This is a genomic window from Pseudomonas sp. GW821-FHT05D12 (assembly GCF_059419825.1).
In genome coordinates this window covers 279,836-304,281 of sequence record NZ_JBWKSN010000009.1, presented here as the reverse complement: position 1 = coordinate 304,281, position 24,446 = coordinate 279,836, and the positions used below count along the sequence as shown (strand labels likewise).

The following is a 24,446-nucleotide window of genomic DNA, read 5'->3' as shown; positions in this document are numbered from 1 at the left end:
ATTTTACCCTCGTCTTTTAAAACACTTGCGAGAGGTCTTTATGCACGATCCGTTCGAACAGTCTTTGCGTGACATGCTCAATGCTTCGCCGTCCAACCGTGACGACGACGCCTGCCTGGGCCGCGTGTTGAAAACCGCCAACCGTCAGGTGGGGGCGGGGGACTTGTTCGGTCTGCTCGGCCGTTGGCTGCCGGCGTTGATGATGGCCCTGAACAACGGTTCGGCCCACGTATCACCGGTTTCCCGTCGTAAACCTCTTGCTCGCACTGCTGATAAGGCTGATTGAATATGGAACTTGATCTCTGGACCCAGAGCCTGGTCACCGCGATGACCGCATTGTGGACCAAGGTGGCGAATTTCATTCCCAACCTGTTTGGTGCCCTGGTCCTGGTATTGCTGGGCTTTGTCGTGGCCAAGCTGCTCGACACCCTGCTGTCCAAATTGCTTGCGAAATTGGGCCTGGATCGCTTGATGGCAGGCACCGGCCTGACCAAGCTGTTGGGCCGTGCCGGGCTGCAGGTGCCGATCTCTACCCTGATCGGCAAGATCGTCTATTGGTTCGTTTTGCTGATTTTTCTGGTTTCTGCGGCCCAATCACTTGGACTTGAGCGAGTTTCAGCTACGCTCGACATGCTGGCGCTGTATTTGCCGAAGGTTTTCGGCGGCGCGCTGGTTCTGCTGGTAGGTGTTTTGCTGGCGCAACTGGCCAATGGGCTGGTGCGCGGCGCCGCCGAAGGCGTGGGGTTGGACTATGCTGCTGGCCTGGGGCGTATCGCCCAGGGGCTGGTGATCATCATCAGTATTTCGGTCGCGATCAGCCAGTTGGAGGTCAAGACTGACCTGCTCAACCACGTGATTGTGATTGTTTTGATTACCGTTGGTCTGGCCGTTGCGCTGGCCATGGGGTTGGGAAGCCGGGAAATTGCCGGGCAGATTCTTGCGGGAATCTATGTGCGTGAGTTGTATCAGGTAGGGCAACAGGTGCGTGTAGGCGAGGTCGAAGGGCAAATCGAGGAGATCGGCACAGTCAAGACGACAGTGCTGACCGATGACGGCGACCTGGTGTCGCTGTCCAATCGGATTCTCCTGGAGCAGCAGGTCAGTAGCCGCTAATCCGGCAAACCCTGCTAATGTACGCCGCCGCAAACCCGGCTGACCGGGCTGTGGCGGACATTGACCTGACTGTCGGCACGACTTGTTTTGAATAAAGCCCAAACGCTGTCCACGCGCTATGACCCCCGTGAGCTCTCTGATGAGGAGTTGGTCGCGCGCTCGCACACGGAGCTGTTTCACGTAACTCGCGCGTACGAAGAATTGATGCGCAGATATCAACGCACTTTGTTCAACGTTTGTTCAAGGTATTTAGGGAACGATAGAGATGCGGATGATGTCTGTCAGGAAGTGATGCTCAAGGTGCTGTACGGCCTGAAGAACTTCGAGGGCAAATCGAAGTTCAAGACATGGCTATACAGCATCACGTACAACGAGTGCATCACGCAGTATCGGAAGGAACGGCGAAAGCGTCGCTTGATGGACGCCTTGAGTCTGGACCCCCTTGAGGAAGCGTCTGAAGAAAAGGCGCCGGCACCCGAGGAGAAGGGCGGGCTCGATCGCTGGTTGGTGCATGTGAACCCGATTGACCGTGAAATTCTGGTGCTACGATTTGTCGCAGAGCTTGAATTTCAGGAAATCGCCGACATCATGCACATGGGTTTGAGTGCTACAAAAATGCGTTACAAACGTGCTCTAGATAAATTACGTGAGAAATTTGCGGGCGAGACTGAAACTTAGTGCGTGGCAAATATCTCTTACGTGTAGGCAAGTTCTGTTAGACTTGTCGCCGAGTTGTCCCCCGGTTTGTGGGACTGCTTTACAATCACCAGATGGGGATTTAACGGATGAAACTGAAAAACACCTTGGGCTTGGCCATTGGTTCTCTTATTGCCGCTACTTCTTTCGGCGTTCTGGCACAAGGCCAAGGCGCAGTTGAAGGCGAGCTGTTCTACAAGAAGCAGTACAACGATAGCGTCAAGCACATCGAAGACGGCTTCAATCCTGGCGCTCGCATCGGTTACTTCCTGACCGACGACCTGTCCTTGAACCTGTCCTACGACAAGACCAACCACACCCGTTCGAACGACGGTACTGGTAACCAGAAGATCAAAGGCGATACCGGCAGCCTGGTTGCCCAGTATCACTTCGGTCAAGCTGGCGTAGACAGCCTGCGTCCATACGTAGAAGGCGGTTTCGGTCACCAGAGCCGTACCAACGTTCAGGCTGACGGCCACAGCGGTCGCGACCAGACTACCTTCGCTACCGTTGGTACTGGCGTGAAGTACTACTTCACCAACAACCTGTACGCTCGTGCCGGTGTTGAAGCTGACTACGGTCTGGACAACGGCAAGTGGGACTACTCCGCACTGGTTGGCCTGGGCGTAAACTTCGGCGGTAACGCTGGCGCAGCCGCTCCAGCTCCTACCCCAGCTCCAGCTCCAGAGCCAACTCCAGAGCCAGAAGCTCCAGTTGCTCAGGTTGTTCGTGTTGAGCTGGACGTGAAGTTCGACTTCGACAAGTCCGTTGTTAAGCCTAACAGCTACGGCGACGTGAAAAACCTGGCCGACTTCATGGCTCAGTACCCAGCTACCAACGTAGAAGTTGCTGGTCACACTGACTCCGTAGGTCCAGACGCCTACAACCAGAAGCTGTCCCAGCGTCGTGCTGACGCTGTTAAGCAAGTCCTGGTTAAAGACGGCGTGGCTCCTAGCCGCATCACCGCAGTAGGTTACGGCGAATCCCGCCCAGTTGCTGACAACGCAACTGAAGCTGGTCGTGCTGTTAACCGTCGCGTAGAAGCGTCGGTTGAAGCTCAAGCTCAGTAATTACTGAGTGGTAGAAAAAGCCCGGCTTAGGCCGGGCTTTTTTTCGCCTGCGATTTGGCATCAGCCGTGAAAAAGTCCATACAGCAGCACCAGGTTGATCAGCAGCGACAGCAGCGCCAACGTCCGCCAGACCTTCAGCGGCTCGCGCTCCAACAGCGGCCTGGGGCGAATACTCAGCTCGCGACGATCGGCCTGTTCCAGCGTCAACAACCATTCCTCGGCGGTTTCATAACGTTGCGCAGGCTGGGCGGCCACGGCTCGCTCCAGGCTGAGGGGTAGCCAGTCCGGCAGATCGGGGCGATAGCGGCTGGCGCTGACGGCCTGATTGAATCGGGGCCTTTGGAAGGCTTCTATTTCACCGTAGGGATAATGCCCGGTCAGCAGGTAATACAGGCACACACCGACGCTGTATAAATCCTGTTGAGCCGTAGGGCGATCACCATTGAATGCCTCGGGGGCGATGAAACTCGGGGTGCCTGGCAGTGCGTGAGCACGATCCTCCGAGAGTCCCGGGCAGTAGGCCAGGCCGAAATCCAGCACGCGCAGCTCACCGTCGTCGCCCAGCAGCAGGTTTTCCGGCTTGATGTCGCGGTGCAGGATCTGTCGCCGGTGCAGCATGCCTACCGCGCGCAGCAAGCGTTCGGCCACCGATTGCCATTGCGCCAACGGCAATGGGCCATGTTGCTTGAACAGTTCGGCCAGGGTGTGTCCCGGGTATTCGCGCATGACGTAATACAGATGCTGACGCGTGCTGGCGGCATGCACCTCAGGAAATGCGCGACCGGCCACGCGGCGCAAAAACCACTCCTCGGATAACAGTGCCTGTCCGGCGTCGTGGTCATCGTCGCGATTCAGCGGCAGGGTTTTCAGCAGCCAGGGTTGCTGCTGCGCATCGCGCACACGGTACAGCACGGATTGTCGGCTGTGTGCGAGCACGCTTTCCACTTGCCAGCCCTCGAACTGCTGCCCGGCTTTCAAGGGCGGGGGCAGTGGCCATTGCTGCAACTGCACCAGCGCATCGCCGAGGGTGGCTGCACCGAGGGTGTCGATGCGCACCAGCAGGGCGCTGGCATTGTCCTGGCTGCCTGCCAGGTGCGCAGTATTCACCAGCGTGTTGACCGCCCAGTCCAGGTCGGTTTGTTCGCGCAGGATCGCACGGATGCTGTGATCGCCCAGGGTTGCCCATACGCCGTCGCTGAGCAGCACAAAGCACTCGCCTTCGCGCAATTGGCCGTCCAAAAAGTCCACCACCAGGTGTTGATCCAGGCCCAGCGCACGTTTGAGCACATGCTGCATACCCGGCTGCTCCCAGACGTGGTCTTCGCTGATGCGCTGCAAATCGCCGTCCAGCCAGCGGTACACCCGGCAATCGCCGACATGGGCGAGGGTAAAACGTTGCCCGCGAAACACCAGGGCGCTGAGGGTCGTGAGCAAGGGCTGGCCACCGCCATTGGCCTGTAGCCAGCGGTTCTGCGCCAACAGTAAGCGCTCCAGAGACTGAGCCACGCCCCAGGTCGGCGGCGTGGCGTAGTAGTCCAGGGCCAGGGCCTGCACGGTCGAGCGCGCGGCCAGGCCGCCATCGGCGCACTGGCTCACCCCGTCGGCGATGGCACACAGGTAGCCTTTGCTCGCCGCGAGTTCCGCCACGGGGGTGACGACGCGCAGGGCGTCCTGGTTTTCCGCCCGAGGGCCGATGACGCTGGCGTGGGCGACGCTCAGTCGCAGGCTCATCAGACGCGTGCGGCGGTCACGGCGGCCGAACCCCAGGTGGTTCTCCAGCGCCGCTTGACGCCGTGCAGGCCGAACCAGGCCAGTACACCCAGGCTGGCGAACAACCACAAGGCCATCTGATAGCTGCCGGTGCTTTGCTTGATTGCACCCATGCCCGCGGCCAGGGCGAAACCGCCGATGCCGCCGGCCATGCCGATCAGGCCGGTCATCACGCCGATTTCGCGCCGGAAACGTTGCGGCACCAGTTGGAATACCGCGCCATTTCCGGCGCCCAGTCCAAGCATGGTGCAGACAAACAAGGCCAGCGCCGCGTAGGAACTGGGCAAGTTGAAGCCGACCGCCGCGATGCAGATCGCCGCCACGCTGTACATGCCCAGCAGGGTGCGGATTCCACCGAAGCGATCCGCCAGGGCGCCGCCCAACGGGCGCATCAGGCTGCCGCCGAACACGCAGGCCGCGGTGTAGTAGCCGGCCGTTACCGGGCTCAGGCCATACTGGTCGTTGAAGTAGCCGGGCAGGGCGCTGGCCAGGCCGATGAAGCCGCCAAAGGTCACGCTGTAGAAGAACATGAACCACCAGCTGTCGCGGTCGCCAAGTGCCTTGAAATAGTCAGCCATGGATTTGGCTTGCGGCCGCTGCGGCGCATTGCGCGCCAGCCAGGCGAAGACCACCAGGGTCAGCACCAGTGGAATCAAGGCAAAACCGAACACGTTGCTCCAGCCAAACGCGGCTGCCAGCACCGGGGCGAGCAAGGCGGCGAACACCGTGCCCGAGTTGCCGGCACCGGCAATGCCCATGGCCTTGCCCTGGTGTTCAGCCGGATACCACTGCGACGCCAACGGCAGCGCCACGGCGAACGATGCGCCAGCCATGCCGAGGAACACCCCAAGCAGCAACGCTTGCTCGTAACTGTGGATGCCGAGTTTCCAGGCGCCAAACAACGCGGCAATCACAATCACCTGGCCGATCAGTCCGGCGGTCTTGGGCGACAGCTTGTCGGCCAGCATGCCCATCAGGAAGCGCAGTACTGCGCCCGCGAGGATCGGAGTCGCGACGACGAGGCCGCGTTGTTGAGTGGTCAGGTGCAGGTCGGCAGCAATTTGCACCGCCAGTGGACCCAGGAGGTACCAGACCATGAAGCTCAGGTCGAAATACAGGAACGCGGCAAACAGGGTCGGGGTGTGCCCGGATTTCCAGAAGCTTGATTTCATCACGCACCTCAACGGTTGGGAGTCTTGTAAAAAGGCCTGGTGATGGAACAGCCGGCTAAGGCCGCCCCACCTTGCCCCGGAAAAGGGGGACAAAACGAAAAAACGCCGCCACCGGGTTCGCGAGGGCAAACCGGGTGTGCGACGTCTTTGTCGTGGAGGGGCAACCGCCGTTGGCTACCTGTGATGATTCTTTAGCAAGAGCTGCGCCACATCAGCCGAGCAGCTCGTTCATGGCGATAATCTGCTCTGCCACCTGAATCAGCTTCTGCTGGCGGCTCATGGCCTGGCGGCGCATCAAGGTGTAGGCCTCTTCTTCATTGCACGCCTTCATTTTCATCAGCATGCCCTTGGCCAGCTCGATGCGCTTGCGCTCGGCCAACTGCTGGTCACGCGCCTGCAGCTGGGCGCGCAAGGCCTGGTCGCTTTCGAAACGCGCCATGGCCACGTCGAGGATCGGTTGCAGGCGCTGGGCCTGGATACCTTCGACGATGTAGGCGCTGACCCCGGACTTGATCGCCTGGCGCATCACATTCGGGTCGTGCTCGTCGGTGAACATCACGATCGGCCTGGGCTGGTCGCGACTGACCAGCACCACTTGCTCCATCACATCGCGGCCCGGCGACTCGGTATCGATCAGGATCACGTCCGGGCGCACCGTTTCGACGCGCGCCGGCAGGTCGATGGTCAGGCCCGACTCATCGATCACCTCAAAACCGGCTTCGATCAGCGCAGCCCTGAGGCGGCCGACCTTGCGCGGGGTGTCGTTGATCAACAGGATTCGCAGCATCGGGGGCCTCCTCTCAGCGCAAGGCATGGCGGCTGGCATGATCAGCCATGGCGTGCAGGCGGAAGCTGCGCGCGTAGCCCGCGGGGTCGGAGCCGTCCCAGACTTTGCCGTCGATCAGTTGGCTGCTGCGCATGTCCTGGCCGTTATCAGTGATACCCAAGGCATCGGCGGCCTGGCGATACAGCGCCAGTTGCTGCACCTGGCGGGCCACGCCCAGGTAGTCGGGATCTTCGCGTAGCAGGCCCCAGCGCCGGAACTGGGTCATGAACCACATGCCATCGCAGAGGTAGGGCAGGTTGACCTCGCCACCGGCAAAAAAACGCAGGGCGTGGGGGTCTTGCCACTGGCTGCCCAGGCCGTCGTCATAGGCGCCCAGCAGGCGCGGTTCGATGCAGTCGAGTGGCGCATCGAGGTACTCGCGGCCGCTGAGCAACTGCGCGGTGGAGCGACGGTTTTCATTGTTCTGCTCAATAAAGCGGCTGGCCTCCAGGATCGCCATCACCAACACGCGGGCGGTGTTGGGGTACTGATCGACAAAGGCCTGGGTGCAGCCGAGGACCTTTTCCGGATGGTTCGGCCAGATCGCCTGGGTGGTCGCCAGGGTGAACCCCTGGTTCTGCTTGACCGCGCTGGCGCACCAGGGCTCGCCGACGCAGAAGCCGTCGATGCGTCCCGCCTGCAGGTGCGCAACCATTTGCGGGGGAGGAACCACGACGCTGTCCACGTCCTGCAATGGATGAATGCCCTGGCTTGCCAGCCAGTAATACAGCCACATGGCGTGGGTGCCGGTAGGAAAGGTCTGGGCGAAGGTGAGTTTTGTTCGGCTTTGGTGCACGTGGCGGTCGAGCGCTTCAGGAGTGATCACGCCTTGCTGCTGCAAGCCGTGGGACAGGTTGATGCTCTGGCCGTTCTGGTTGAGCCCCATCAGCACCGCCATGTCGGTGGGCGCGACGCCGCCGATGCCCAGGTGCACTGCATAGATCAGCCCATAAAGGCTGTGGGCGGCATCCAGTTCACCGCTGACCAGTTTGTCGCGCAGGTTGGCCCACGAGCTTTGGCGCTTGAGGTTCAGGGTCAGTCCGTAAGGTTGAGCGAAGCCCTGGGTGGCAGCCACCACCAGCGATGCGCAATCGCTCAAGGCCATGAAGCCCAGGTCGAGGCTGCTTTTTTCCGGGGCATCGCTGCCGTTGACCCAGGCCAACGGGTCGCTCGCCGGGCTGCTGCCTACCGAATCGTTCATCCAACACCTACCTTTTCGTTCACAAAAAAGCGCCGTTCCCTCAGATGGCGCTGCAAGCCATTGCGGGTAACGACGCCTTTGTCCGTAAGCGCACTCCACCATTGGTGTGCGCTCTGATACAGAGTTCCAAGCAAGGCACATGCCACGGGCTGGCAGGCGCAGTCTGCCGTCAACTTTCCATCAAGATTGAAACCGGCCTGGCTTTCAGTATGGCCGCAATCTCAATGCCAGGCCCACCCAGGAAACCCCACGGTGCACGCTGACTTTCCCGCAACGATCCCACGCCTACGGTGTTGCCGCTGGCTCCTGATGGCCGCACTGATGCTGGCCAATGTGGTTGCCTGGGGCGAGCACTACCAGGCGCAGGACGACAGCCTGCATACCGTGTTTACCGCGCTGTCGTTGCCTTTGGGCCTGCCCATCGTCGTCAGCCGCGAGGTCGCGCGCAAACGTTTCAGCGGGGTGCTCGACCTCGATGTACCCCAGCAGACCCTGGAGGCGCTTGCGTTGCAGCAGGGGCTGATCTGGTACAGCGACGGGCAAGTGCTGTACGTCTATGACGCTGGCGAGGCCAAAAGCTCCGCGGTGACGTTACGGCACATTTCCATCGACAGGCTGCGCGCCCTGATGCGCCGCTCGGGTCTCGACGAGTCACGCTATCCGCTGCGCGCGAGTGGTGGGCGGACATTCTATGTGTCCGGACCACCGAGCTATGTCGACCAGGTGCTGCACCTGGCCCGGATGATGGATCGGCAAAGGGCTGACCTGCGTGTGGGGACCCAGGCATTCGGCGTGGTCCAGGTGCTCAACAGTGCGGTGGCGGACCGGCAGTACGGCTCCAGCGACCGGCCCGTCACCGTGCCGGGGATGGCGTCGATGATCGAGTCCGTGCTTTCCAGTGAGCTGAAGGGGGCACTGGCAGACAAGAGCCTTGCCGTCATCGCGTACCCGGATACCAACAGCCTGCTGATCAAGGGCAAGCCTGCGCAGGTGAGCTTCATCCAGGCACTGGTGGCGGAGCTGGACCTGCCCAAGCGGTCGATCGAGGTTTCGCTGTGGCTGGTGGACGTCGACCAGGATGAATTGAAAAAGCTCGGCCTGGCCGGGGATGACAACGCCAGGCCAATGACCACCCAACTCCTGAAGCCTTCGGATGATAACCGCTTGATGGCGCACATCGCGGCGCTGGAGCGCAAACGGCGGGCGAGGGTGGTGACGTTGCCGGTGATGATGACCCAGGAGAATGTGCCGGCAGTGTTCCAGGACAACTACACGTTCTACCTGCCGGCCCCCGGTGAGGAAGAGGCGAGCTGGAAACCGGTGCGTTACGCCACCCAGGTCAGTGTCTTGCCACGTTTTGCCGAGGCCAACCAGATCGAGATGCTCATCGACATTGAGGACGGCCGCCCGATGACCGAAGCCGGACGGCACGCCAGACCCACTGCGGTCGGGCAAGTGGGCGTGGGCAGTGTGGTGCGTGTCGAACCAGGCAAACGGTTGTGGCTGGGCGTGTTTCGCCGCGATACCGGGGAGCAGGGGCGTGGTACGGGGCCGATGCGCAGGGCCGAAGTACGCCTGTTTGTCATTCAGGCGCAGGCCGTGGGCAGCGAGGTGAAGACGCTGGCAGGGGGTGTCGGGCCACCTCCGTTGACGGCGTCGCAATACGAGCGTGTGCAACGTGCTTTTGTGCGCCCGGGTCGTGATATCTCACCATGAATAAGGCCTTACCCCATGCATCTGGAAATCCTACTGCAGGAACAACTGATCAGCCGCAGGCGCCTGGCAGCGTTCGCCCCAGGGAAGGTGTTGCCCTTGGCGCCCGAGATCATTCACTGCGTGGAAGTACGGGTTAACGGCCAGTTACTGGCCTTGGGCGAATTGGTGCAATTGGAGGACAGGTTAGGGGTGGAGCTGCATGAGGTGTACCAGGAATGGGCGCCTGGTTGGGCTGGATAGAGAAATGTCTGACGTGGAGGTTAGGAAAATCGCGGAATGTACGGGCTTTTTCCTAGCGTGAGCCATGAGGCAGGTTTTTATAGTCGTGCCGTGGGCGTAGGCGCCATTACTGGAAATAGGGACTTGAATGTCAGCTGTTGAATGCCGAGGTAGGTATGGCCGTCGTGGGTAATCAATTGACGAGGACTCCCCTGGTTTTCGCTCAATGGACCCTGCACGGCGATGGTCGTCTGACTGGCGAGCACGCGGATGTTCAGTTGCCGCCAAAGGAGTGGCACGTTTTGCGCCTGCTGCTGGCTTCCGGCGGCGTGTTGATGACCAAGGATCGCTTGTTGGAACTGGCATGGCCCCAGGGAGAGGTGGCCGAGGAGTCGCTGACCCGCTGCATTTATTCACTGCGCAAATACCTGGGGGCCGACAAAGGGTTCATCAAGACGATCTACGGTCGAGGGTACCGCTTCACCTGTCCGGTCAGGCTTGAGGCGCAAGCTCCAGGTGGGATGGAGCAGGTGTGCTCGGCCTGCGGTCAAGTCAGCCCTGTGCAGTCAGGGCATGAGCGGATAAAACATGCTTAGGTTGTGCATCAAGGGCTTGCTGCTCGGCCTGTTGATGAGCAGCCATCGGGCCCTTGCCTATTGCTGGGAAGAAACGGCCAGTCGTTATGGTATCGAGCCGGAATTGCTGCAGGCTATTGCCGACGTGGAATCGGGTTACCGTGCGGACGTGATCAGCCCTGCCAACCGTAATGGCACGCGGGATATCGGGCTGATGCAGATCAACAGTATCCACTTGCCTCGCTTGCTCAAACAGGGGATTACCGAGGAGCGCTTGTTGAGTGAGCCGTGCCTGTCAGTCGAGGTGGGGGCTTCGATTCTTGCCGAGTTTATCCAGCGCTTTGGCTACAACTGGACAGCCGTGGGTTCCTACAACGTGGGACCCGGGCCCGGGCCGCAGCGCGAGGCATTGCGCCTGCGCTATGCGGAAAAAATCTGGACGCGTTATGAAGCCCTGGTCACGCAGCGCTATTGATGTTTGGGCGGCATGCCTCGCGCGTAGCCCGTCACCCCGGCTATAATCGGCGCCACCTTCCGCCGCCATCCGAGTCTAGCCCGCCCATGTATACCCTGGCCCGCCAGCTGTTGTTCAAACTCTCCCCGGAAACCTCCCACGATCTGTCGCTGGACTTGATCGGTGCCGGTGGGCGTCTGGGGCTCAATGGCCTGGTATGCAAGGCTCCGGCGAAAATGCCGGTCTCGGTGATGGGCCTGGAGTTCCCCAATCCGGTCGGCTTGGCTGCTGGCCTGGACAAGAACGGCGCCGCCATCGATGGCTTTGCGCAGTTGGGTTTCGGCTTTGTCGAAATCGGCACTGTGACCCCACGGCCTCAGCCAGGTAACCCCAAGCCCCGAATTTTCCGCCTGCCGGAAGCCGAGGCAATCATCAACCGCATGGGCTTCAACAACCTCGGTGTCGATCATCTGCTGTCGCGAGTTCAAGCGGCGAAGTACAAGGGCATCCTGGGGATCAATATCGGCAAGAACTTCGATACCCCGGTAGAACGCGCGGTCGATGATTACCTGATCTGCCTGGACAAGGTCTACGCCCACGCCAGCTATGTCACCGTCAACGTCAGCTCGCCAAACACCCCGGGCCTGCGCAGCCTGCAGTTTGGTGACTCGCTCAAGCAACTGCTCGAAGCCCTGCGTCAGCGCCAGGAAGACCTGGCCGTGCGTCATGGCAAGCGCGTGCCGTTGGCAATCAAGATTGCCCCGGACATGAGCGATGAAGAAACCGTGCTGGTGGCCCAGGCCCTGGTTGATTCAGGCATGGACGCGGTAATCGCGACCAACACCACCTTGAGCCGTGTCGGTGTCGAAGGCCTGGCCCATGGGGATGAGGCGGGCGGCTTGTCGGGCGCGCCGGTGCGTGACAAGAGCACGCACATCGTCAAGGTGCTGGCTGCCGAGCTGGCAGGGCGGCTGCCGATCATCGCGGTAGGCGGTATCACCGAAGGCAAACACGCGGCCGAGAAAATCGCCGCCGGCGCAAGCCTGGTGCAACTCTACTCGGGCTTCATCTATAAAGGCCCGGCGCTGATCCGTGAGTCGGTGGACGCCATTGTGGCGAGCGGGCTTGCCTCGCGTTGGGCTGCGCAGCAGCCCCAATAAGCCCAGAGATGCAGCGCCCGGTGTCCGGGCCTGCCGCGCAACCCAACACGCGGCAAGCCTGTTCGCGAGAATAAAAAAGGGCTCCTCAAAAGGAGCCCCCTGGGCCGAAGCCCGCCGCCTGGATAGGGCGTGCGTGGTTAAGTCGTTGCGTATTCGTGGTGATGTCGGAATTAAAAGCCCTTGATTAGCCGACGGCGTGAAGTTCGTTGAGTCTGTGGATGCCCGCAGTGCCAGTCATACCGTCCCAGTTGTCGCCACGTCCTTCTCGCCAGCCGTTGATCCAGGCTTGGCGTACCGACGGTAGAGTAAATGGGCAAAGCTCACGGGATTTGCCATGAACGCCATATTGATATCCGCGTAAAAATGCTCTTTCCAACGGATCACGCTTAAGTCTTCTCATAGGGTGTTTCCCTCACTTGTTGACTGTCTAGATATCCTTCGGCCTCGTCCGAGGCCGGGCAGAGTTTTTCTGCCGTTGGTGGGCTCGCTGCCGGCGTGGCGAGCCTATGTGTCGGCGTCGTTACGGCGCCAACCTGTGTTGAGTTCTAACCAATAGGTCACATGGATTCAATGATCGTTTTGTCATAAGCACGTAACGATAACGATGCTATAGCCATAAGCTGGGCTGGGTTTTCGCCCCATTTATTCGGCAAAGCCAGCTATGATGCACCCTGCAAAGAGGACAGGTTTAATCCTTTAGTGAGAATGCCCGCTCGTTGCAGTCGGTTATTATTCGACGAAGGGTCGGAATATTTCGTTTTGTTACTGCTTTGTTGTTTGGAAACTTCTCTCTGCCCCGTCGATAAAGGCTCAAGCGCCCGTCAGACGGGGTGGGACGGCACATTCGTGCCACGCGAGCACTCTTCAAGAAAAGTGCTTGATTGAAAACCGAACCGGCGATGCGTCGCCCGTTCATTTATTGCTGAAAAGCCTGGAATGCCCATGTCGGACCGTTTTGAACTCTTCCTCACTTGCCCCAAGGGCCTCGAAGGCCTGCTGATCGAGGAAGCCGTCGGGCTTGGCCTTGAGGAAGCCCGCGAGCACACCTCGGCCGTGCGCGGCATGGCCGACATGGAAACCGCCTACCGCCTGTGCCTCTGGTCGCGCCTCGCTAACCGCGTGCTGCTGGTGCTCAAGCGCTTCCCGATGAAGGACGCCGAAGACCTCTACCACGGCGTGCTGGATATCGAATGGGCCGACCACATGGTCCCGGACGGCACCCTGGCCGTGGAGTTCAGCGGTCACGGCTCGGGCATCGACAACACGCACTTCGGCGCCCTCAAGGTCAAGGATGCGATCGTCGACAAGCTGCGCACCCCGACCGGCGAGCGTCCGTCCATCGACAAGATCAACCCGGACCTGCGCATCCACCTGCGCCTGGACCGTGGCGAAGCCATCCTGTCCCTCGACCTCTCCGGCCACAGCTTGCACCAGCGCGGCTATCGCCTGCAGCAGGGCGCCGCGCCGTTGAAGGAAAACCTGGCCGCTGCGATCCTGATCCGTGCAGGCTGGCCGCGTATTGCTGCCGAAGGCGGCGCGTTGACGGACCCGATGTGCGGCGTGGGTACCTTCCTGGTGGAAGGCGCAATGATCGCCGCCGACATGGCGCCCAACCTGAACCGCGAGCTGTGGGGTTTCACCACCTGGCTCGGTCACGTTCCGGCGCTGTGGAAAAAACTGCACGCCGAAGCTGCCGAACGTGCGGCCATCGGCATGAACAAGCCGCCGTTGTGGGTGCGTGGCTATGAAGCCGACCCACGCCTGATCCAGCCTGCGCGCAACAACATCGAGCGCGCCGGTCTCAGCCACTGGATCAAGGTGTACCAGGGCGAAGTCGGCACCTTCGAGCCGCGTCCGGACCAGCACCAGAAAGGCCTGGTGATCTGCAACCCGCCGTACGGCGAGCGCCTGGGTGACGAAGCCAGCCTGCTGTACCTCTACCAGAACCTCGGCGAGCGTCTGCGCCAGGCGTGCATGGGGTGGGAGGCGGCAGTGTTCACCGGCGCGCCGGACCTCGGCAAGCGCATGGGCATCCGCAGCCACAAGCAGTACTCGTTCTGGAACGGCGCCTTGCCGTGCAAATTGCTGCTGATCAAAGTCAATCCGGATCAGTTCGTCACTGGCGAGCGCCGTACCCCGGAACAGCGCCAGGCCGAGCGTGAGCAAGCCGCCTACGACCAGGCCCCGGCCGAGCCGCAAGAGCGCCAGTACAACAAGAACGGTAACCCGATCAAGCCGGCCCCGGCCCCCGTGGTCGAGCAGGCGCGCCTGAGCGAAGGCGGGCAGATGTTCGCCAACCGCCTGCAGAAAAACCTCAAGCTGCTGGGCAAGTGGGCCAAGCGTGAAGGCGTGGATTGCTATCGGGTGTACGACGCCGACATGCCGGAATACTCGATGGCCATCGACCTGTACCACGATTGGGTGCACGTGCAGGAATACGCCGCGCCGAAGTCCATCGACCCGGAAAAAGCCTCGGCGCGCATGTTCGATGCCCTGGCCGCGATTCCCCAGGCGCTGAACATCGACAAGAGCCGCGTGGTGGTCAAGCGTCGCGAGCGTCAGAGCGGCACCAAGCAGTACGAGCGCCAAAGCGCCCAGGGCAAGTTCACCGAGGTCAGCGAAGGCGGCGTGAAGCTGCTGGTCAACCTCACCGACTACCTGGACACCGGCCTGTTCCTCGACCACCGCCCGATGCGCATGCGCATCCAGAAGGAAGCGGCCGGCAAGCGCTTCCTCAATCTGTACTGCTACACCGCCACCGCCAGTGTGCACGCCGCCAAGGGCGGCGCGCGCAGCACCACCAGCGTCGACCTGTCCAAGACCTACCTGGATTGGGCTCGTCGCAATTTCTCGCTCAACGGTTTCTCCGACAAGAACCGCCTGGAGCAGGGTGATGTGATGGCGTGGCTGGAGGCCAGCCGCGATGAGTTCGACCTGATCTTCATCGACCCGCCGACCTTCTCCAACTCCAAGCGCATGGAAGGCATCTTCGACGTGCAGCGTGACCACGTGCAGTTGCTCGACCTGGCCATGGCCCGCCTGGCACCGGGTGGCGTGCTGTACTTCTCGAACAACTTCCGCAAGTTCCAGCTCGAGGAAAACCTCAGCGAACGCTACGCGGTCGAGGAAATCAGCGACAAGACCATCGACCCGGATTTTGCGCGTAATGCGAAGATCCATCGGGCGTGGAAAATCACCGCTCGCTGATGGTTGCACCAAAAAGCCGCAAGCCTTGAATATTCGGGACTTGCGGCTTTTTTATGCTGGTCAAATACCGGTCCCGTAGCTATAACTTAACGCCTAGCCAAAGTGACACCCCCGCACACTGGCGTTGTGAGTGTTGCCTATGCCGTTGAACGCCGTCCGCCCGAAAATCCTAGGCTTTATCAGTGAGCAGGCATCGGCTTGGCTGGTGGCGTTGGTGGTGTTATTGGCAGGGTTCGCGCTGACCGCAATCGTCGCCTGGGCGGCTTCCGATCTCTATCAGCAACAGGTGCGCCAGCGCTTTCAGTTGCTGGTCAACGAACGGTATACCCGTCTGCAGGAGCGCTTCGAAGACCAGGAACAGCGCCTGAACAGCCTGCGGCGGTTCTTCGTCAATTCCGATGATGTGTCCCGCGATGAGTTCGACGGTTTCGCCCAGCCCTTGTTGTTGCGCGCCCGTGCCTATTCGTGGGCGCCGCGGGTATTTCGCAAGCAGCGCCGGCAATTTGAACAAGAGGTGTCGCGCCTGCGCGGTACCCCGTTTGTTATCCGTGAGTTGAATTCGGCCGGCGAGTTGGCCCCGGCGCCCGAGCGCGACGAATACGTGCCGGTGCTCTACAGCCAGACCCAAAGCCTGTTGGGCGCACCGTTGGGTTTTGACCTGCTGGCCCAACCGCTGCGGCGCTCGGCGCTTGAGCGTGCGCAATCGAGTGGCAAGCTGGCAGTGTCGCAACCGATGCAGTTGGTCGGTGTAGAACCGGGCTACTCAACCGGGGTATTGCTGGTGGCGCCGGTCAGCACCCCGGCGACTTCCGGGCAGTCGCAGAATGAGCCCTACGGCTACGTGATGGCGGTGATCAGCATGCGCCAGTTGGTCGCCGATGGGTTGCCCAAGCCGGACCGCGACAATCTGGTGATGCAGATTGTCGATACCTCCGATGTGCAAAAGCGCGTGCTTTTCGAGTCCGAGAATGCCGTGGGCGACAGCGACCTCATCGGCGCGCGCCGCCTGACCCTGGGCGATCACGTGTACGCCTTGAGCCTGCGCCCGAGCCAGGTGTTCGACCAGGCCAACCATTCTTCACTGACCACGATCCTGAGCATGGGCGGCTTGCTCAGCCTGCTGCTCAGCAGCCTGCTCTATGTACTGGTGAGCCAGCGCCAGCGCGCGTTGAAACTGGTGGAGCAACGTACCGTGCAGTTGCGCCAGCGCGAGCAGGAGCTGCGCGGGGCCCACGGTCAATTGCGCAGCGTGCTGAATGCCGCCACCCAGGTTGCGATCATCGCCACCGACCTGCGCGGTGTGATCAACACCTTTAACGCCGGGGCCGAGCAGATGCTGGGGTTCAAGGCCGACCAGGTCATGGGCACGCACACCCTCGAAAGCCTGCACCTGGCCTCGGAACTGGAAGCGCGCGCCAGCAGTTTGAGCGTGATGTTGGGCAAGCGCATCCCGGCGAGCCAGGCGATGCTGGTGGAAAGCCCCGACAACCTGCACGAAGCCCGCGAGTGGACATTGCTGCGCGAGGACGGCAGCCCATTGACCGTGAACATGTTGGCCACCGTGCTGCTGGATGACCATGGCCTGTGGATCGGCCACCTGGCCATTTACCTCGACGTGACCGAGCAGAAGCGCGCCTACGAGGCACTCGCTGCGCGCGACCGGCTGCTCAAGAAGCTCAGCGCGCATGTGCCCGGCGGCATCTTCCAGTTCACCCTGGAGCCGCAGGACAATTGGAAATTCATCTACGCCAGCGACGGCATGCGCGACATCTATGAAATCGAGCCTGGCGTGTTGCAGCAGGATGCGACGAAGGTCTTCGAGCGGATCCATCCGCTGGATGCGGAGCGCGTGCGCACCTCGATTCGCTTGTCGGCGTTGCAGTTGAGCCATTGGCGCGAAGAGTACCGGGTGCTGTTGCCACAACGCGGCCTGCGCTGGATTCGTGGCGAAGCCACGCCAGAAGAATTACCCAGCGGCGGTACGCTGTGGCATGGCTACGTGTCGGATATTTCCGATCTCAAGCGTGTAGAAGAGGAACTGCGCGCGCTGTCCATCACCGATTCCCTTACCGGGATTCACAACCGACGCTACTTCCAGGATCGCCTCAAGGCCGAGATGGTCAGGCTCAACCGCGCTTCAGGGGCGTTGTCGGTGATCATGCTCGATGTCGACCACTTCAAGCGCATCAACGATCAGCACGGGCATGCGGTGGGCGACGGGGTGTTGCAGGAGTTGTGCAAACGCATCAGCCAGCGCCTGCGCCGCAGCGATGTGTTCTGCCGCCTGGGGGGCGAGGAGTTCATGGTGCTGTGCCCCAACACCCAGGGCGAGCAGGCTTACAGCCTGGCGCTGGAGTTGTGGCAATCGCTGCGCAATGCGCCGATGGCGCCGGTGGGCATCGTTACCGCCAGTTTTGGCGTGGCCAGTTGGCGGGTCGATGAAGGTATCGATGGGCTGCTGTTGCGTGCCGACTCGGCGGTGTATGTGGCCAAGCAGGCCGGCAGGGATCGAGTCGAGACGTGTGGCAGCGGGCTTGCCCGCGACAGCGGTCTATCAGCCACCGGGTACAGCGACTGATAGTGCCGATCGCGGGCAAGCGCGCTTGTTGCACGGTCTAGAGCACTGGTGCGGGCGCCGCCAGTTTCGGCTGGCGATACAGGTCCAGCAGTACTTGATCCAGCACCGACGAAGCGCCCCATGGTTTCGGATCGTTGAGGATCGCCACCACTGCCCAGGTGTTGCCGTTGTTGTCGCGGCTGAAGCCGGCGATGGCCCGCACGGTGTTCAGGGTGCCGGTCTTGACGTGGGCTTCGCCGCGCATGGCGGTGGTCTTCAAGCGTTTACGCATGGTGCCGTCGGTGCCGGCAATCGGCAGCGAGCTGATGTACTCCGCGGCGTAGGGGCTTTTCCACGCGGCTTGCAGCATGGCGGCCATCTCGCGGGCGCTGACGCGTTCGGCCCGTGACAGGCCGGAACCGTTCTCCATCACCAGGTGCGGCGCGGTGATGCCTTTCTTCGCCAGCCATTGGCGCACGACGCGTTGCGCGGCCTTGGCATCGTCGCCGTCGGCGTCGTTGCGAAACTGCGCGCCCAGGCTCAGGAACAACTGCTGGGCCATGGTGTTGTTACTGTATTTGTTGATGTCGCGGATGATCTCCGCCAGGTCCGGCGAAAACGCACGGGCGAGGACCTTGGCATCCTTGGGCACCGGTGCCTGGATATCACGGCCCTGGATGGTGCCGCCCAGTTCCTGCCAGATCGCCCGCACCGCGCCGGCGGTGTAGGTCGCGTGGTCCAGCAGCGACAGGTAGGTCTGCGAGCTGCAGCCGTCGGCCAGTTGGCCGCTGACGGTGACCGTCACGCTGCCATCCGCCGCGGTAACCGGGTTGTAGCGCACGTCGCCGGTGCACTGCTTGGCGTTGGACACCTTGACCTGGTTGTCGATGCGGATGCTGGCAATCGGCGGCTCGACCGACACCAGTACCCGGCCGGAATCGTTGCGGGTCACGAAGCGCAGGGCCTTGAGGTTGACCAGCAGGGCGTCGGGCTTGACCAGGAACGGCTTGTTCTCGTCGTTGCCATCATCATTGAATTCGGGCAATTGCGGCTGGTTGAAGAAGCTGCGGTCCAGCACCAGGTCGCCGGTGACTTGCTGCACGCCATTGGCGCGCAGGTCGCGCATCAGCAGCCAGAGCTTTTCCATGTTCAGCTTGGGGTCGCCACCGCCCTTGAGGTACAGGTTGCCGTGCAGCACGCCACCGCTGAGGGTGCCGTCGGTGTAGAACTCGGTCTTCCATTGATGGTTGGGACCGAGCATTTCCAGGGCCGCGTAGGTGGTGACCAGCTTCATGGTGGAGGCCGGGTTCACCGAGACATCGGCGTTGAAGACCGTGGGGGTGCCCGGGCCGTTCAGGGGGATCATCACCAGGGACAGTGCGGTATTTTGCAGCTTGGCCTTGGCGAGTGCCTGCTGGACATTCGGGGGCAGGGTATTGGTGGTCGGGGCAGCGGAGGTGGAAAAGGCCAGTGGCAGAAGAAAACCGGCAAGCACTACTGAACGCAACGATTTGATCATAAGAAATAAAACCCTACTGCTGAGGAGGGTGAAAAAGGCGAGGGGTAAATAAGAAAAATCCCTCAATGGTCATGAAAGTGTCGGCATTATGCCCCAAGGTGGATCCAGTTGTAGCTGAACGATAGCTGGTAATCGGCGTTTTTTTCACCGGCAATTTGCCGCCTGTCCCAGAGAGTCGGGCAATCGTCACCTTAAACTGCTAAAGTGCCGCCCGTTATTACTTATGAGGATTGTTCCAATGGCGACTAACCGTTCCCGGCGTCTGCGCAAAAAACTGTGCGTTGATGAATTTCAAGAGCTGGGTTTCGAACTGAACCTGGATTTCAAAGAAGGTTTGGATGATGAAGCGGTTGACGCGTTCCTCGAAGCATTCCTGACCGAAGCGATGGATGGCAATGGCCTGGACTACGTCGGCGGCGATGACTTCGGTCTGGTGTGCAAAGCCACTCGTGGTTCGGTCACCGAAGAGCAACGTGCAATCGTTGAAGCGTGGCTCAAGGCCCGCCCAGAGCTGACTCGCGTTGAAGTAAGCGCGCTGTTGGACGCCTGGCATCCAGAAAAGCCGATCAACCCGGCGGTCTGATGTCATGAAAAAAGCGACCCTGCGGGGTCGCTTTTTTGTTCCTGGCGTTTAGCAATCAGGCCTTGCGCCAATTCAGGATCAGCAGCGTCAACACCCCCGCGACAATCCCCCAGAACGCCGAACCGATCGAAAACAACGTCAGCCCCGACGCAGTGACCATAAAGGTGATCAGCGCCGCTTCGCGTTCCTTCGGCTCATTCATGGCGATGCTCAAGCCGTTGATGATCGAGCCAAACAGCGCCAGGGCCGCAATCGACAGCACCAGCTCCTTGGGCAAGGCTGCAAACAACGCCGCCAGCGTCGCGCCGAATACCCCGGCAATCCCGTAGAACACACCACACCAAACCGCCGCCGTATAGCGCTTGTTGCGGTCTTCGTGTGCATGCGGCCCGGTGCAGATCGCCGCGCTGATCGCCGCCAGGTTGATGCCATGGGAACCGAACGGTGCCAGCACCAGCGAGGCCAGGCCGGTTGCGGTGATCAGCGGCGAGGCCGGCACGTTGTAGCCATCGGCGCGCAACACGGCGACGCCGGGCATGTTCTGCGAGGTCATCGCCACCACGAACAGCGGGATGCCGATACTGATCGTCGCCGCCAACGAGAAGTGCGGCGTGGTCCATACCGGCGTTGCCACTTCGAGATGAAAGCCGCTGAAATCCAGGAGTCCCATCAAGCCGGAAAGCACGCTGCCGATCACCAGCGCGGCCAGCACCGCATAGCGTGGCGATAGGCGCTTGATGATCAGGTACGTGAAAAACATCCCCAATACCAGGCCGGTGCGGTGCTGCGCGGCGACGAAGATCTCGCTGCCGATCTTGAACAGGATGCCGGCGAGCAGGGCCGCTGCGAGTGACGCCGGGATGCGCTTGACGAGCTTTTCGAAGCTGCCCGTCAGCCCGCAGAGCGTCACCAGCACCGCGCAGGTGATGTAGGCACCGATGGCTTCGCCATAACTCACGCCGCCCAGGCTGGTGATCAGCAACGCGGCGCCGGGGGTGGACCAGGCGATGGTGATCGGTGTGCGATAGCGCAGCGACAAGCCGATGCTGCACACCGCCATGCCAATGGAAATCGCCCATATCCACGAAGAAATCTGCGCTGTGGTCAAGCCGGCGGCCTGGCCGGCCTGGAACATCAGGACCAGGGAGCTGGTGTAGCCGGTCATCATGGCGATGAAGCCGGCGACGACGGCCGACGCAGAAGTGTCGGCCAGCGGGCGCAAAGGCGCTTGGGTGGCGTCGTTCATGGAAAGGTGATCCTTTTACCTGGGTTTTGCCGGTAACGGCACGGTTTCAAGCCTAAACTCAAACGTAATGTTTCATTGCAATACAGCCGTGACCGCAAACAGCCGTACAGTGTGTTGGCGCTTTGGGTTGTGTACAATGTGCCCTGTTTTTAGGTGATACTTGCCAGCGACCCGCTGTTGCCGTATTACCCTTAATTCGCCGCCGTTCTCCAAACCCGAGTGCCCATGAACGAACAGTTGCAACCTCTCAAGAAACAACCGCGAGCCGGCAAGGCCGGTCGCAGCGGAACCCAGGACGATATCGTCTACGCGCATATCTTCGAAGCGATCCTCGAACAACGCCTGGCGCCCGGAACCAAGTTGAGTGAAGAGGCACTGGGCGAAATCTTCGGCGTCAGCCGCACCATCATTCGCCGTGCACTCTCGCGCCTGGCCCATGAAGGCGTGGTGTTGCTGCGGCCCAATCGGGGTGCGGTGGTGGCCAGCCCCAGTGTCGAAGAAGCGCGCCAGGTGTTCCTGGCCCGGCGCCTGGTGGAGCGAGCGATTACCGAGCTGGCAGTGCAGCACGCCACGGCCGAACAATTGGCCGAGCTGCGTCAGATGGTCAATGACGAGCGCGACAGCTTCTCTCGTGGCGATCGCGGTGCCGGCATCCGCCTCTCCGGCGAGTTCCACCTCAAGCTGGCCGAAGCGGCGAAGAATGCGCCACTGATCAGCTTCCAGCGCAGCCTGGTGTCCCAGACCTCGTTGATCATCGCCCAGTACGAAAGCGGCAACCGCTCGCACTGTTCCTACGATGAGCACACGCAGTTGATCGACGCGATCGAAGCGCGCGATGCAGGGTTGGCAGTGAATTTGATGATGCACCACATGGACCATATCGACAGCAAGCTCAACCTCGATGAGGAAAGCGCGTCGGATGATTTGCATGCGGTGTTTTCGCATTTGTTGCAGACCAAGAAGCCAGGGCGCTCTTCGGTCAAGCTCTGATGTGCCAAGCTCACCACTAACAAAATGTGGGAGCGGGCTTGCTCGCGAAAGCGGTGGAACAGTCAGCCTATCCAGGGACTGACACTCCGCCTTCGCGAGCAAGCCCGCTCCCACATTTGTTTTGTGGTGTGGTCAGGATCAGCGTTGATGCACGAGCTGGCCAGCCGCATACGTCTGCAACACCGTCCGATCATCCCCCAGCGTCATCAGCACAAACAACGTCTCGGCAATGTTCTGGGCCTGCTTCAGGCGATAGCTCAGCAGTGGTGTGGCGTTGTAATCCAGCACCAGGAAATCCGCATCGGTGCCGGGCTGCAACGTGCCGATCTTGTCTTCCAGGCGCAGTGCCTTCGCGCCACCCAACGTGGCCAGGTACAGCGACTTGAACGGGCTCAAGCGTGCGCCCTGCAACTGCATGACCTTGTACGCTTCGTTCAAGGTCTGCAGCAGCGAGAAGCTGGTGCCGCCGCCCACGTCCGTGCCCAGGCCCACATTCAGGTTGTGCTTCTCCGCCATCGGCAGGTTGAACAGGCCACTGCCGAGGAAGAGGTTCGAGGTCGGGCAGAACGCGACCGCCGAGCCCGTCTCCGCCAGCCGCGCACACTCGTCGTCACACAAGTGCACGCCGTGGGCAAACACCGAGCGCTCGCCGAGCAACTTGTAATGGTCGTACACATCCAGGTAGCCGTTGCGCTCCGGGAACAGCGCCTTCACCCACTCGATTTCCTGCTTGTTCTCACTGATGTGAGTCTGCATGTAGAGGTCCGAGTATTCGCTCAGCAACTGCCCTGCGAGGGTCAGCTGTTGCGGTGTACTGGTCGGTGCGAAACGTGGCGTCACTGCGTAGTGCAAACGGCCCTTGCCATGCCAGCGCTCGATCAGCGCCTTGCTTTCCTGGTAACCGGACTCGGCGGTGTCGGTCAGGTAGTCCGGGGCGTTGCGGTCCATCATCACCTTGCCGGCGATCATGCGCAGGTCGAGTTTCTCGGCGGCTTCGAAAAACGCATTCACTGACTGCGGGTGCACACTGCCGAACACCAGCGCGGTGGTGGTGCCGTTGCGCAGCAATTCCTTGATAAAAATATCCGCGACTTCTTCGGCGTGGGCCTTGTCGGCGAACTGGCTTTCGCACGGGAACGTGTAGGTGTTGAGCCAGTCGAGCAATTGCTCGCCATAGGCGCCGACCATGCCGGTCTGCGGCAGGTGGATATGGGTGTCGATCAGGCCCGGGGTGATCAGCGCGTCCTGGTAATGGGTGATTTCGATATCGGCGGGCAATGTCGGCAGCACGTCGTTGGCATGGCCAACTGCACTGATCCGGCCGTTCTCAATCACCAGCAGGCCATCCTCGAAATACTCGTAGGAGGCTTCGATCCCAACGATAGCGGGGTCGGCGAGGCTGTGCAGAATGGCGGCACGGTAGGCTTTGCGAGTCAAAGGCATGGTCATCTCAATTCTTGGCAAAAGAAGTCAAAGCTTGGCTGCGGCGCGAGGCCGGCAGCAGTTTGGCAATCGGTTCGGCGCTCGCAGTGTGCTGGCCGAAATTGGCGTTATAGGTGGCGATGATCTCGCCGGCGATGGAGATCGCGATCTCCACTGGCAATTTACCCTTCACCTCGGTGAGGCCCATCGGGCAATGCATACGCTGCAGTTGCGCGGTATCAAAACCGCGATCACGCAGGCGGTGTTCGAACTTGACGCGTTTGGTCTTCGAACCGATCAGGCCGAAGTAGGTGAAGTCATTGCGCTTGAGCAGGGCGGCGGTCAGTTCCAGGTCCAGCGCGTGATTGTGGGTCATGACGATGCAGTAACTGCCCACCGGCAGGTCGGCAATTTCGTCGACCGGCTCTTCGCTGACGATTTTACGCACGCCTTCGGGGATATGTTCCGGAAACTCCTGGTCACGGGAGTCGATCCAGCGCACCCGGCACGGCAGGCTCGCCAGCAGGGGCACCAGCGCGCGGCCGACATGGCCGGCGCCGAACACGGCGATCTGCGCCTGCACCTGGCCCATGGGTTCGAACAGCAGCACGGTCACGCCACCGCAGCACTGGCCGAGGCTTGCACCCAGACTGAAGCGTTCCAGATGGGTGTTCTGCTGGCCACGTACGAGCATGTCGCGGGCGATCTGCATCGCCTTGTATTCCAGGTGGCCGCCGCCGATGGTGTCGAAGGTCTGCGCGGCGCTGATGACCATCTTCGAGCCGGCATTGCGCGGCGTGGAGCCGAGCTCTTCGATGATGGTCACCAGTACGCAGGGTTCACCGCGGTTCTGCAGGTCGGCGAGGGCGCTGATCCAGTAGTTCATGATTACCTCAACATCTCTGTTGTCAGTCCGACCGCTATCGCGGGCAAGCCAGCTCCCACATTTG

Annotated in this window: 22 protein-coding genes; 13 read left to right on the top strand and 9 right to left on the bottom strand. The window is 61.2% G+C overall.

What is annotated here, in order from left to right; translation table 11 throughout:
* The first annotated feature begins 40 nt into the window (after positions 1 to 40).
* From AC07SI_RS19025 to AC07SI_RS19010, 4 genes are all read left to right on the top strand, one after another.
* Positions 41 to 286, top strand: coding sequence for a hypothetical protein (locus tag AC07SI_RS19025; protein WP_005790375.1), 246 nt, complete (start codon positions 41 to 43; stop codon positions 284 to 286).
* 2 nt (positions 287 to 288) lie between these two features.
* The gene (locus AC07SI_RS19020) at positions 289 to 1,113 is read left to right on the top strand and encodes a mechanosensitive ion channel family protein (protein ID WP_003175519.1); all 825 of its coding nucleotides are present in this window, start codon (positions 289 to 291) and stop codon (positions 1,111 to 1,113) included.
* A gap of 87 nt (positions 1,114 to 1,200) precedes the next feature.
* Positions 1,201 to 1,791 carry an RNA polymerase sigma factor SigX gene (gene sigX, locus AC07SI_RS19015; RefSeq protein WP_003193286.1) on the top strand — a complete coding sequence of 197 codons (591 nt, stop codon included), beginning with the start codon at positions 1,201 to 1,203 and terminating at the stop codon, positions 1,789 to 1,791.
* Between the two features lie 107 nt (positions 1,792 to 1,898).
* Positions 1,899 to 2,879 carry an OmpA family protein gene (locus tag AC07SI_RS19010; RefSeq protein WP_015885346.1) on the top strand — a complete coding sequence of 327 codons (981 nt, stop codon included), beginning with the start codon at positions 1,899 to 1,901 and terminating at the stop codon, positions 2,877 to 2,879.
* Between the two features lie 60 nt (positions 2,880 to 2,939).
* On the opposite strand, the gene AC07SI_RS19005 is transcribed toward AC07SI_RS19010, so the two are convergent.
* The 4 genes from AC07SI_RS19005 to AC07SI_RS18990 form a co-directional block, all read right to left on the bottom strand.
* On the bottom strand, positions 2,940 to 4,610 hold the full coding sequence (locus AC07SI_RS19005) for a bifunctional protein-serine/threonine kinase/phosphatase (protein ID WP_495006265.1): 1,671 nt from the start codon (positions 4,608 to 4,610) through the stop codon (positions 2,940 to 2,942).
* Positions 4,610 to 5,821 carry a nitrate/nitrite transporter gene (locus AC07SI_RS19000; RefSeq protein ID WP_262132223.1) on the bottom strand — a complete coding sequence of 404 codons (1,212 nt, stop codon included), beginning with the start codon at positions 5,819 to 5,821 and terminating at the stop codon, positions 4,610 to 4,612. Before AC07SI_RS19000 ends, AC07SI_RS19005 begins: the two co-directional genes overlap by 1 nt.
* A gap of 211 nt (positions 5,822 to 6,032) precedes the next feature.
* Positions 6,033 to 6,608: an ANTAR domain-containing response regulator gene (locus AC07SI_RS18995; RefSeq protein WP_065909533.1), complete on the bottom strand. Its 576-nt coding sequence runs from the start codon at positions 6,606 to 6,608 to the stop codon at positions 6,033 to 6,035.
* A 13-nt stretch (positions 6,609 to 6,621) separates the two neighbouring features.
* Entirely contained in the window at positions 6,622 to 7,848 is a 1,227-nt protein-coding gene (locus tag AC07SI_RS18990; protein WP_495006264.1) for a CmpA/NrtA family ABC transporter substrate-binding protein, read from the bottom strand.
* A gap of 309 nt (positions 7,849 to 8,157) precedes the next feature.
* Between AC07SI_RS18990 and sctC the strand changes: the two genes are divergently transcribed.
* The 5 genes from sctC (at position 8,158) to AC07SI_RS18965 (ending at position 11,972) form a co-directional block, all read left to right on the top strand.
* Positions 8,158 to 9,564 (top strand): type III secretion system outer membrane ring subunit SctC, encoded by a 1,407-nt coding sequence (gene sctC / locus AC07SI_RS18985; RefSeq protein WP_495006263.1) that lies wholly within the window; start codon positions 8,158 to 8,160, stop codon positions 9,562 to 9,564.
* Positions 9,565 to 9,579: 15 nt separating this feature from the next.
* Positions 9,580 to 9,804 carry a FliM/FliN family flagellar motor switch protein gene (locus tag AC07SI_RS18980; protein ID WP_106802946.1) on the top strand — a complete coding sequence of 75 codons (225 nt, stop codon included), beginning with the start codon at positions 9,580 to 9,582 and terminating at the stop codon, positions 9,802 to 9,804.
* Positions 9,805 to 9,959: 155 nt separating this feature from the next.
* Positions 9,960 to 10,379 carry a winged helix-turn-helix domain-containing protein gene (locus AC07SI_RS18975; RefSeq protein WP_065909538.1) on the top strand — a complete coding sequence of 140 codons (420 nt, stop codon included), beginning with the start codon at positions 9,960 to 9,962 and terminating at the stop codon, positions 10,377 to 10,379.
* On the top strand, positions 10,372 to 10,833 hold the full coding sequence (locus AC07SI_RS18970) for a transglycosylase SLT domain-containing protein (protein WP_065909539.1): 462 nt from the start codon (positions 10,372 to 10,374) through the stop codon (positions 10,831 to 10,833). Before AC07SI_RS18975 ends, AC07SI_RS18970 begins: the two co-directional genes overlap by 8 nt.
* A gap of 86 nt (positions 10,834 to 10,919) precedes the next feature.
* On the top strand, positions 10,920 to 11,972 hold the full coding sequence (locus AC07SI_RS18965; RefSeq protein ID WP_495006262.1) for a quinone-dependent dihydroorotate dehydrogenase: 1,053 nt from the start codon (positions 10,920 to 10,922) through the stop codon (positions 11,970 to 11,972).
* A gap of 184 nt (positions 11,973 to 12,156) precedes the next feature.
* Here the strand turns inward: AC07SI_RS18965 and rmf are convergent, their stop codons facing one another.
* Positions 12,157 to 12,372, bottom strand: coding sequence for a ribosome modulation factor (gene rmf / locus AC07SI_RS18960; protein ID WP_002553055.1), 216 nt, complete (start codon positions 12,370 to 12,372; stop codon positions 12,157 to 12,159).
* Between the two features lie 542 nt (positions 12,373 to 12,914).
* Here rmf and rlmKL point away from each other — a divergent pair.
* Positions 12,915 to 15,179, top strand: a complete 2,265-nt coding sequence (gene rlmKL, locus AC07SI_RS18955) for a bifunctional 23S rRNA (guanine(2069)-N(7))-methyltransferase RlmK/23S rRNA (guanine(2445)-N(2))-methyltransferase RlmL (RefSeq protein ID WP_282397490.1) — start codon at positions 12,915 to 12,917, stop codon at positions 15,177 to 15,179.
* A 139-nt stretch (positions 15,180 to 15,318) separates the two neighbouring features.
* Complete coding sequence (locus tag AC07SI_RS18950; RefSeq protein ID WP_495006261.1) at positions 15,319 to 17,757, top strand: sensor domain-containing diguanylate cyclase; 2,439 nt, start codon at positions 15,319 to 15,321, stop codon at positions 17,755 to 17,757.
* Between the two features lie 37 nt (positions 17,758 to 17,794).
* On the opposite strand, the gene dacB is transcribed toward AC07SI_RS18950, so the two are convergent.
* On the bottom strand, positions 17,795 to 19,255 hold the full coding sequence (dacB, locus tag AC07SI_RS18945) for a D-alanyl-D-alanine carboxypeptidase/D-alanyl-D-alanine endopeptidase (protein ID WP_106802950.1): 1,461 nt from the start codon (positions 19,253 to 19,255) through the stop codon (positions 17,795 to 17,797).
* 238 nt (positions 19,256 to 19,493) lie between these two features.
* Here dacB and AC07SI_RS18940 point away from each other — a divergent pair, with 238 nt between their 5' ends.
* Positions 19,494 to 19,838, top strand: coding sequence for a YggL family protein (locus AC07SI_RS18940; protein ID WP_065909546.1), 345 nt, complete (start codon positions 19,494 to 19,496; stop codon positions 19,836 to 19,838).
* 55 nt (positions 19,839 to 19,893) lie between these two features.
* Here AC07SI_RS18940 and AC07SI_RS18935 read toward each other — a convergent pair whose 3' ends face one another.
* Positions 19,894 to 21,084: a benzoate/H(+) symporter BenE family transporter gene (locus tag AC07SI_RS18935; RefSeq protein ID WP_106802952.1), complete on the bottom strand. Its 1,191-nt coding sequence runs from the start codon at positions 21,082 to 21,084 to the stop codon at positions 19,894 to 19,896.
* Positions 21,085 to 21,309: 225 nt separating this feature from the next.
* On the opposite strand from AC07SI_RS18935, the gene AC07SI_RS18930 reads away from it, so the two are divergent.
* Positions 21,310 to 22,074, top strand: coding sequence for a GntR family transcriptional regulator (locus AC07SI_RS18930; protein ID WP_017477154.1), 765 nt, complete (start codon positions 21,310 to 21,312; stop codon positions 22,072 to 22,074).
* Positions 22,075 to 22,212: 138 nt separating this feature from the next.
* Here AC07SI_RS18930 and guaD read toward each other — a convergent pair whose 3' ends face one another.
* Both guaD and xdhC read right to left on the bottom strand, forming a co-directional pair.
* Entirely contained in the window at positions 22,213 to 23,517 is a 1,305-nt protein-coding gene (gene guaD, locus AC07SI_RS18925) for a guanine deaminase (RefSeq protein WP_495006260.1), read from the bottom strand.
* Between the two features lie 7 nt (positions 23,518 to 23,524).
* The gene (gene xdhC, locus AC07SI_RS18920; RefSeq protein ID WP_065909550.1) at positions 23,525 to 24,382 is read right to left on the bottom strand and encodes a xanthine dehydrogenase accessory protein XdhC; all 858 of its coding nucleotides are present in this window, start codon (positions 24,380 to 24,382) and stop codon (positions 23,525 to 23,527) included.
* Positions 24,383 to 24,446: the final 64 nt, after the last annotated feature.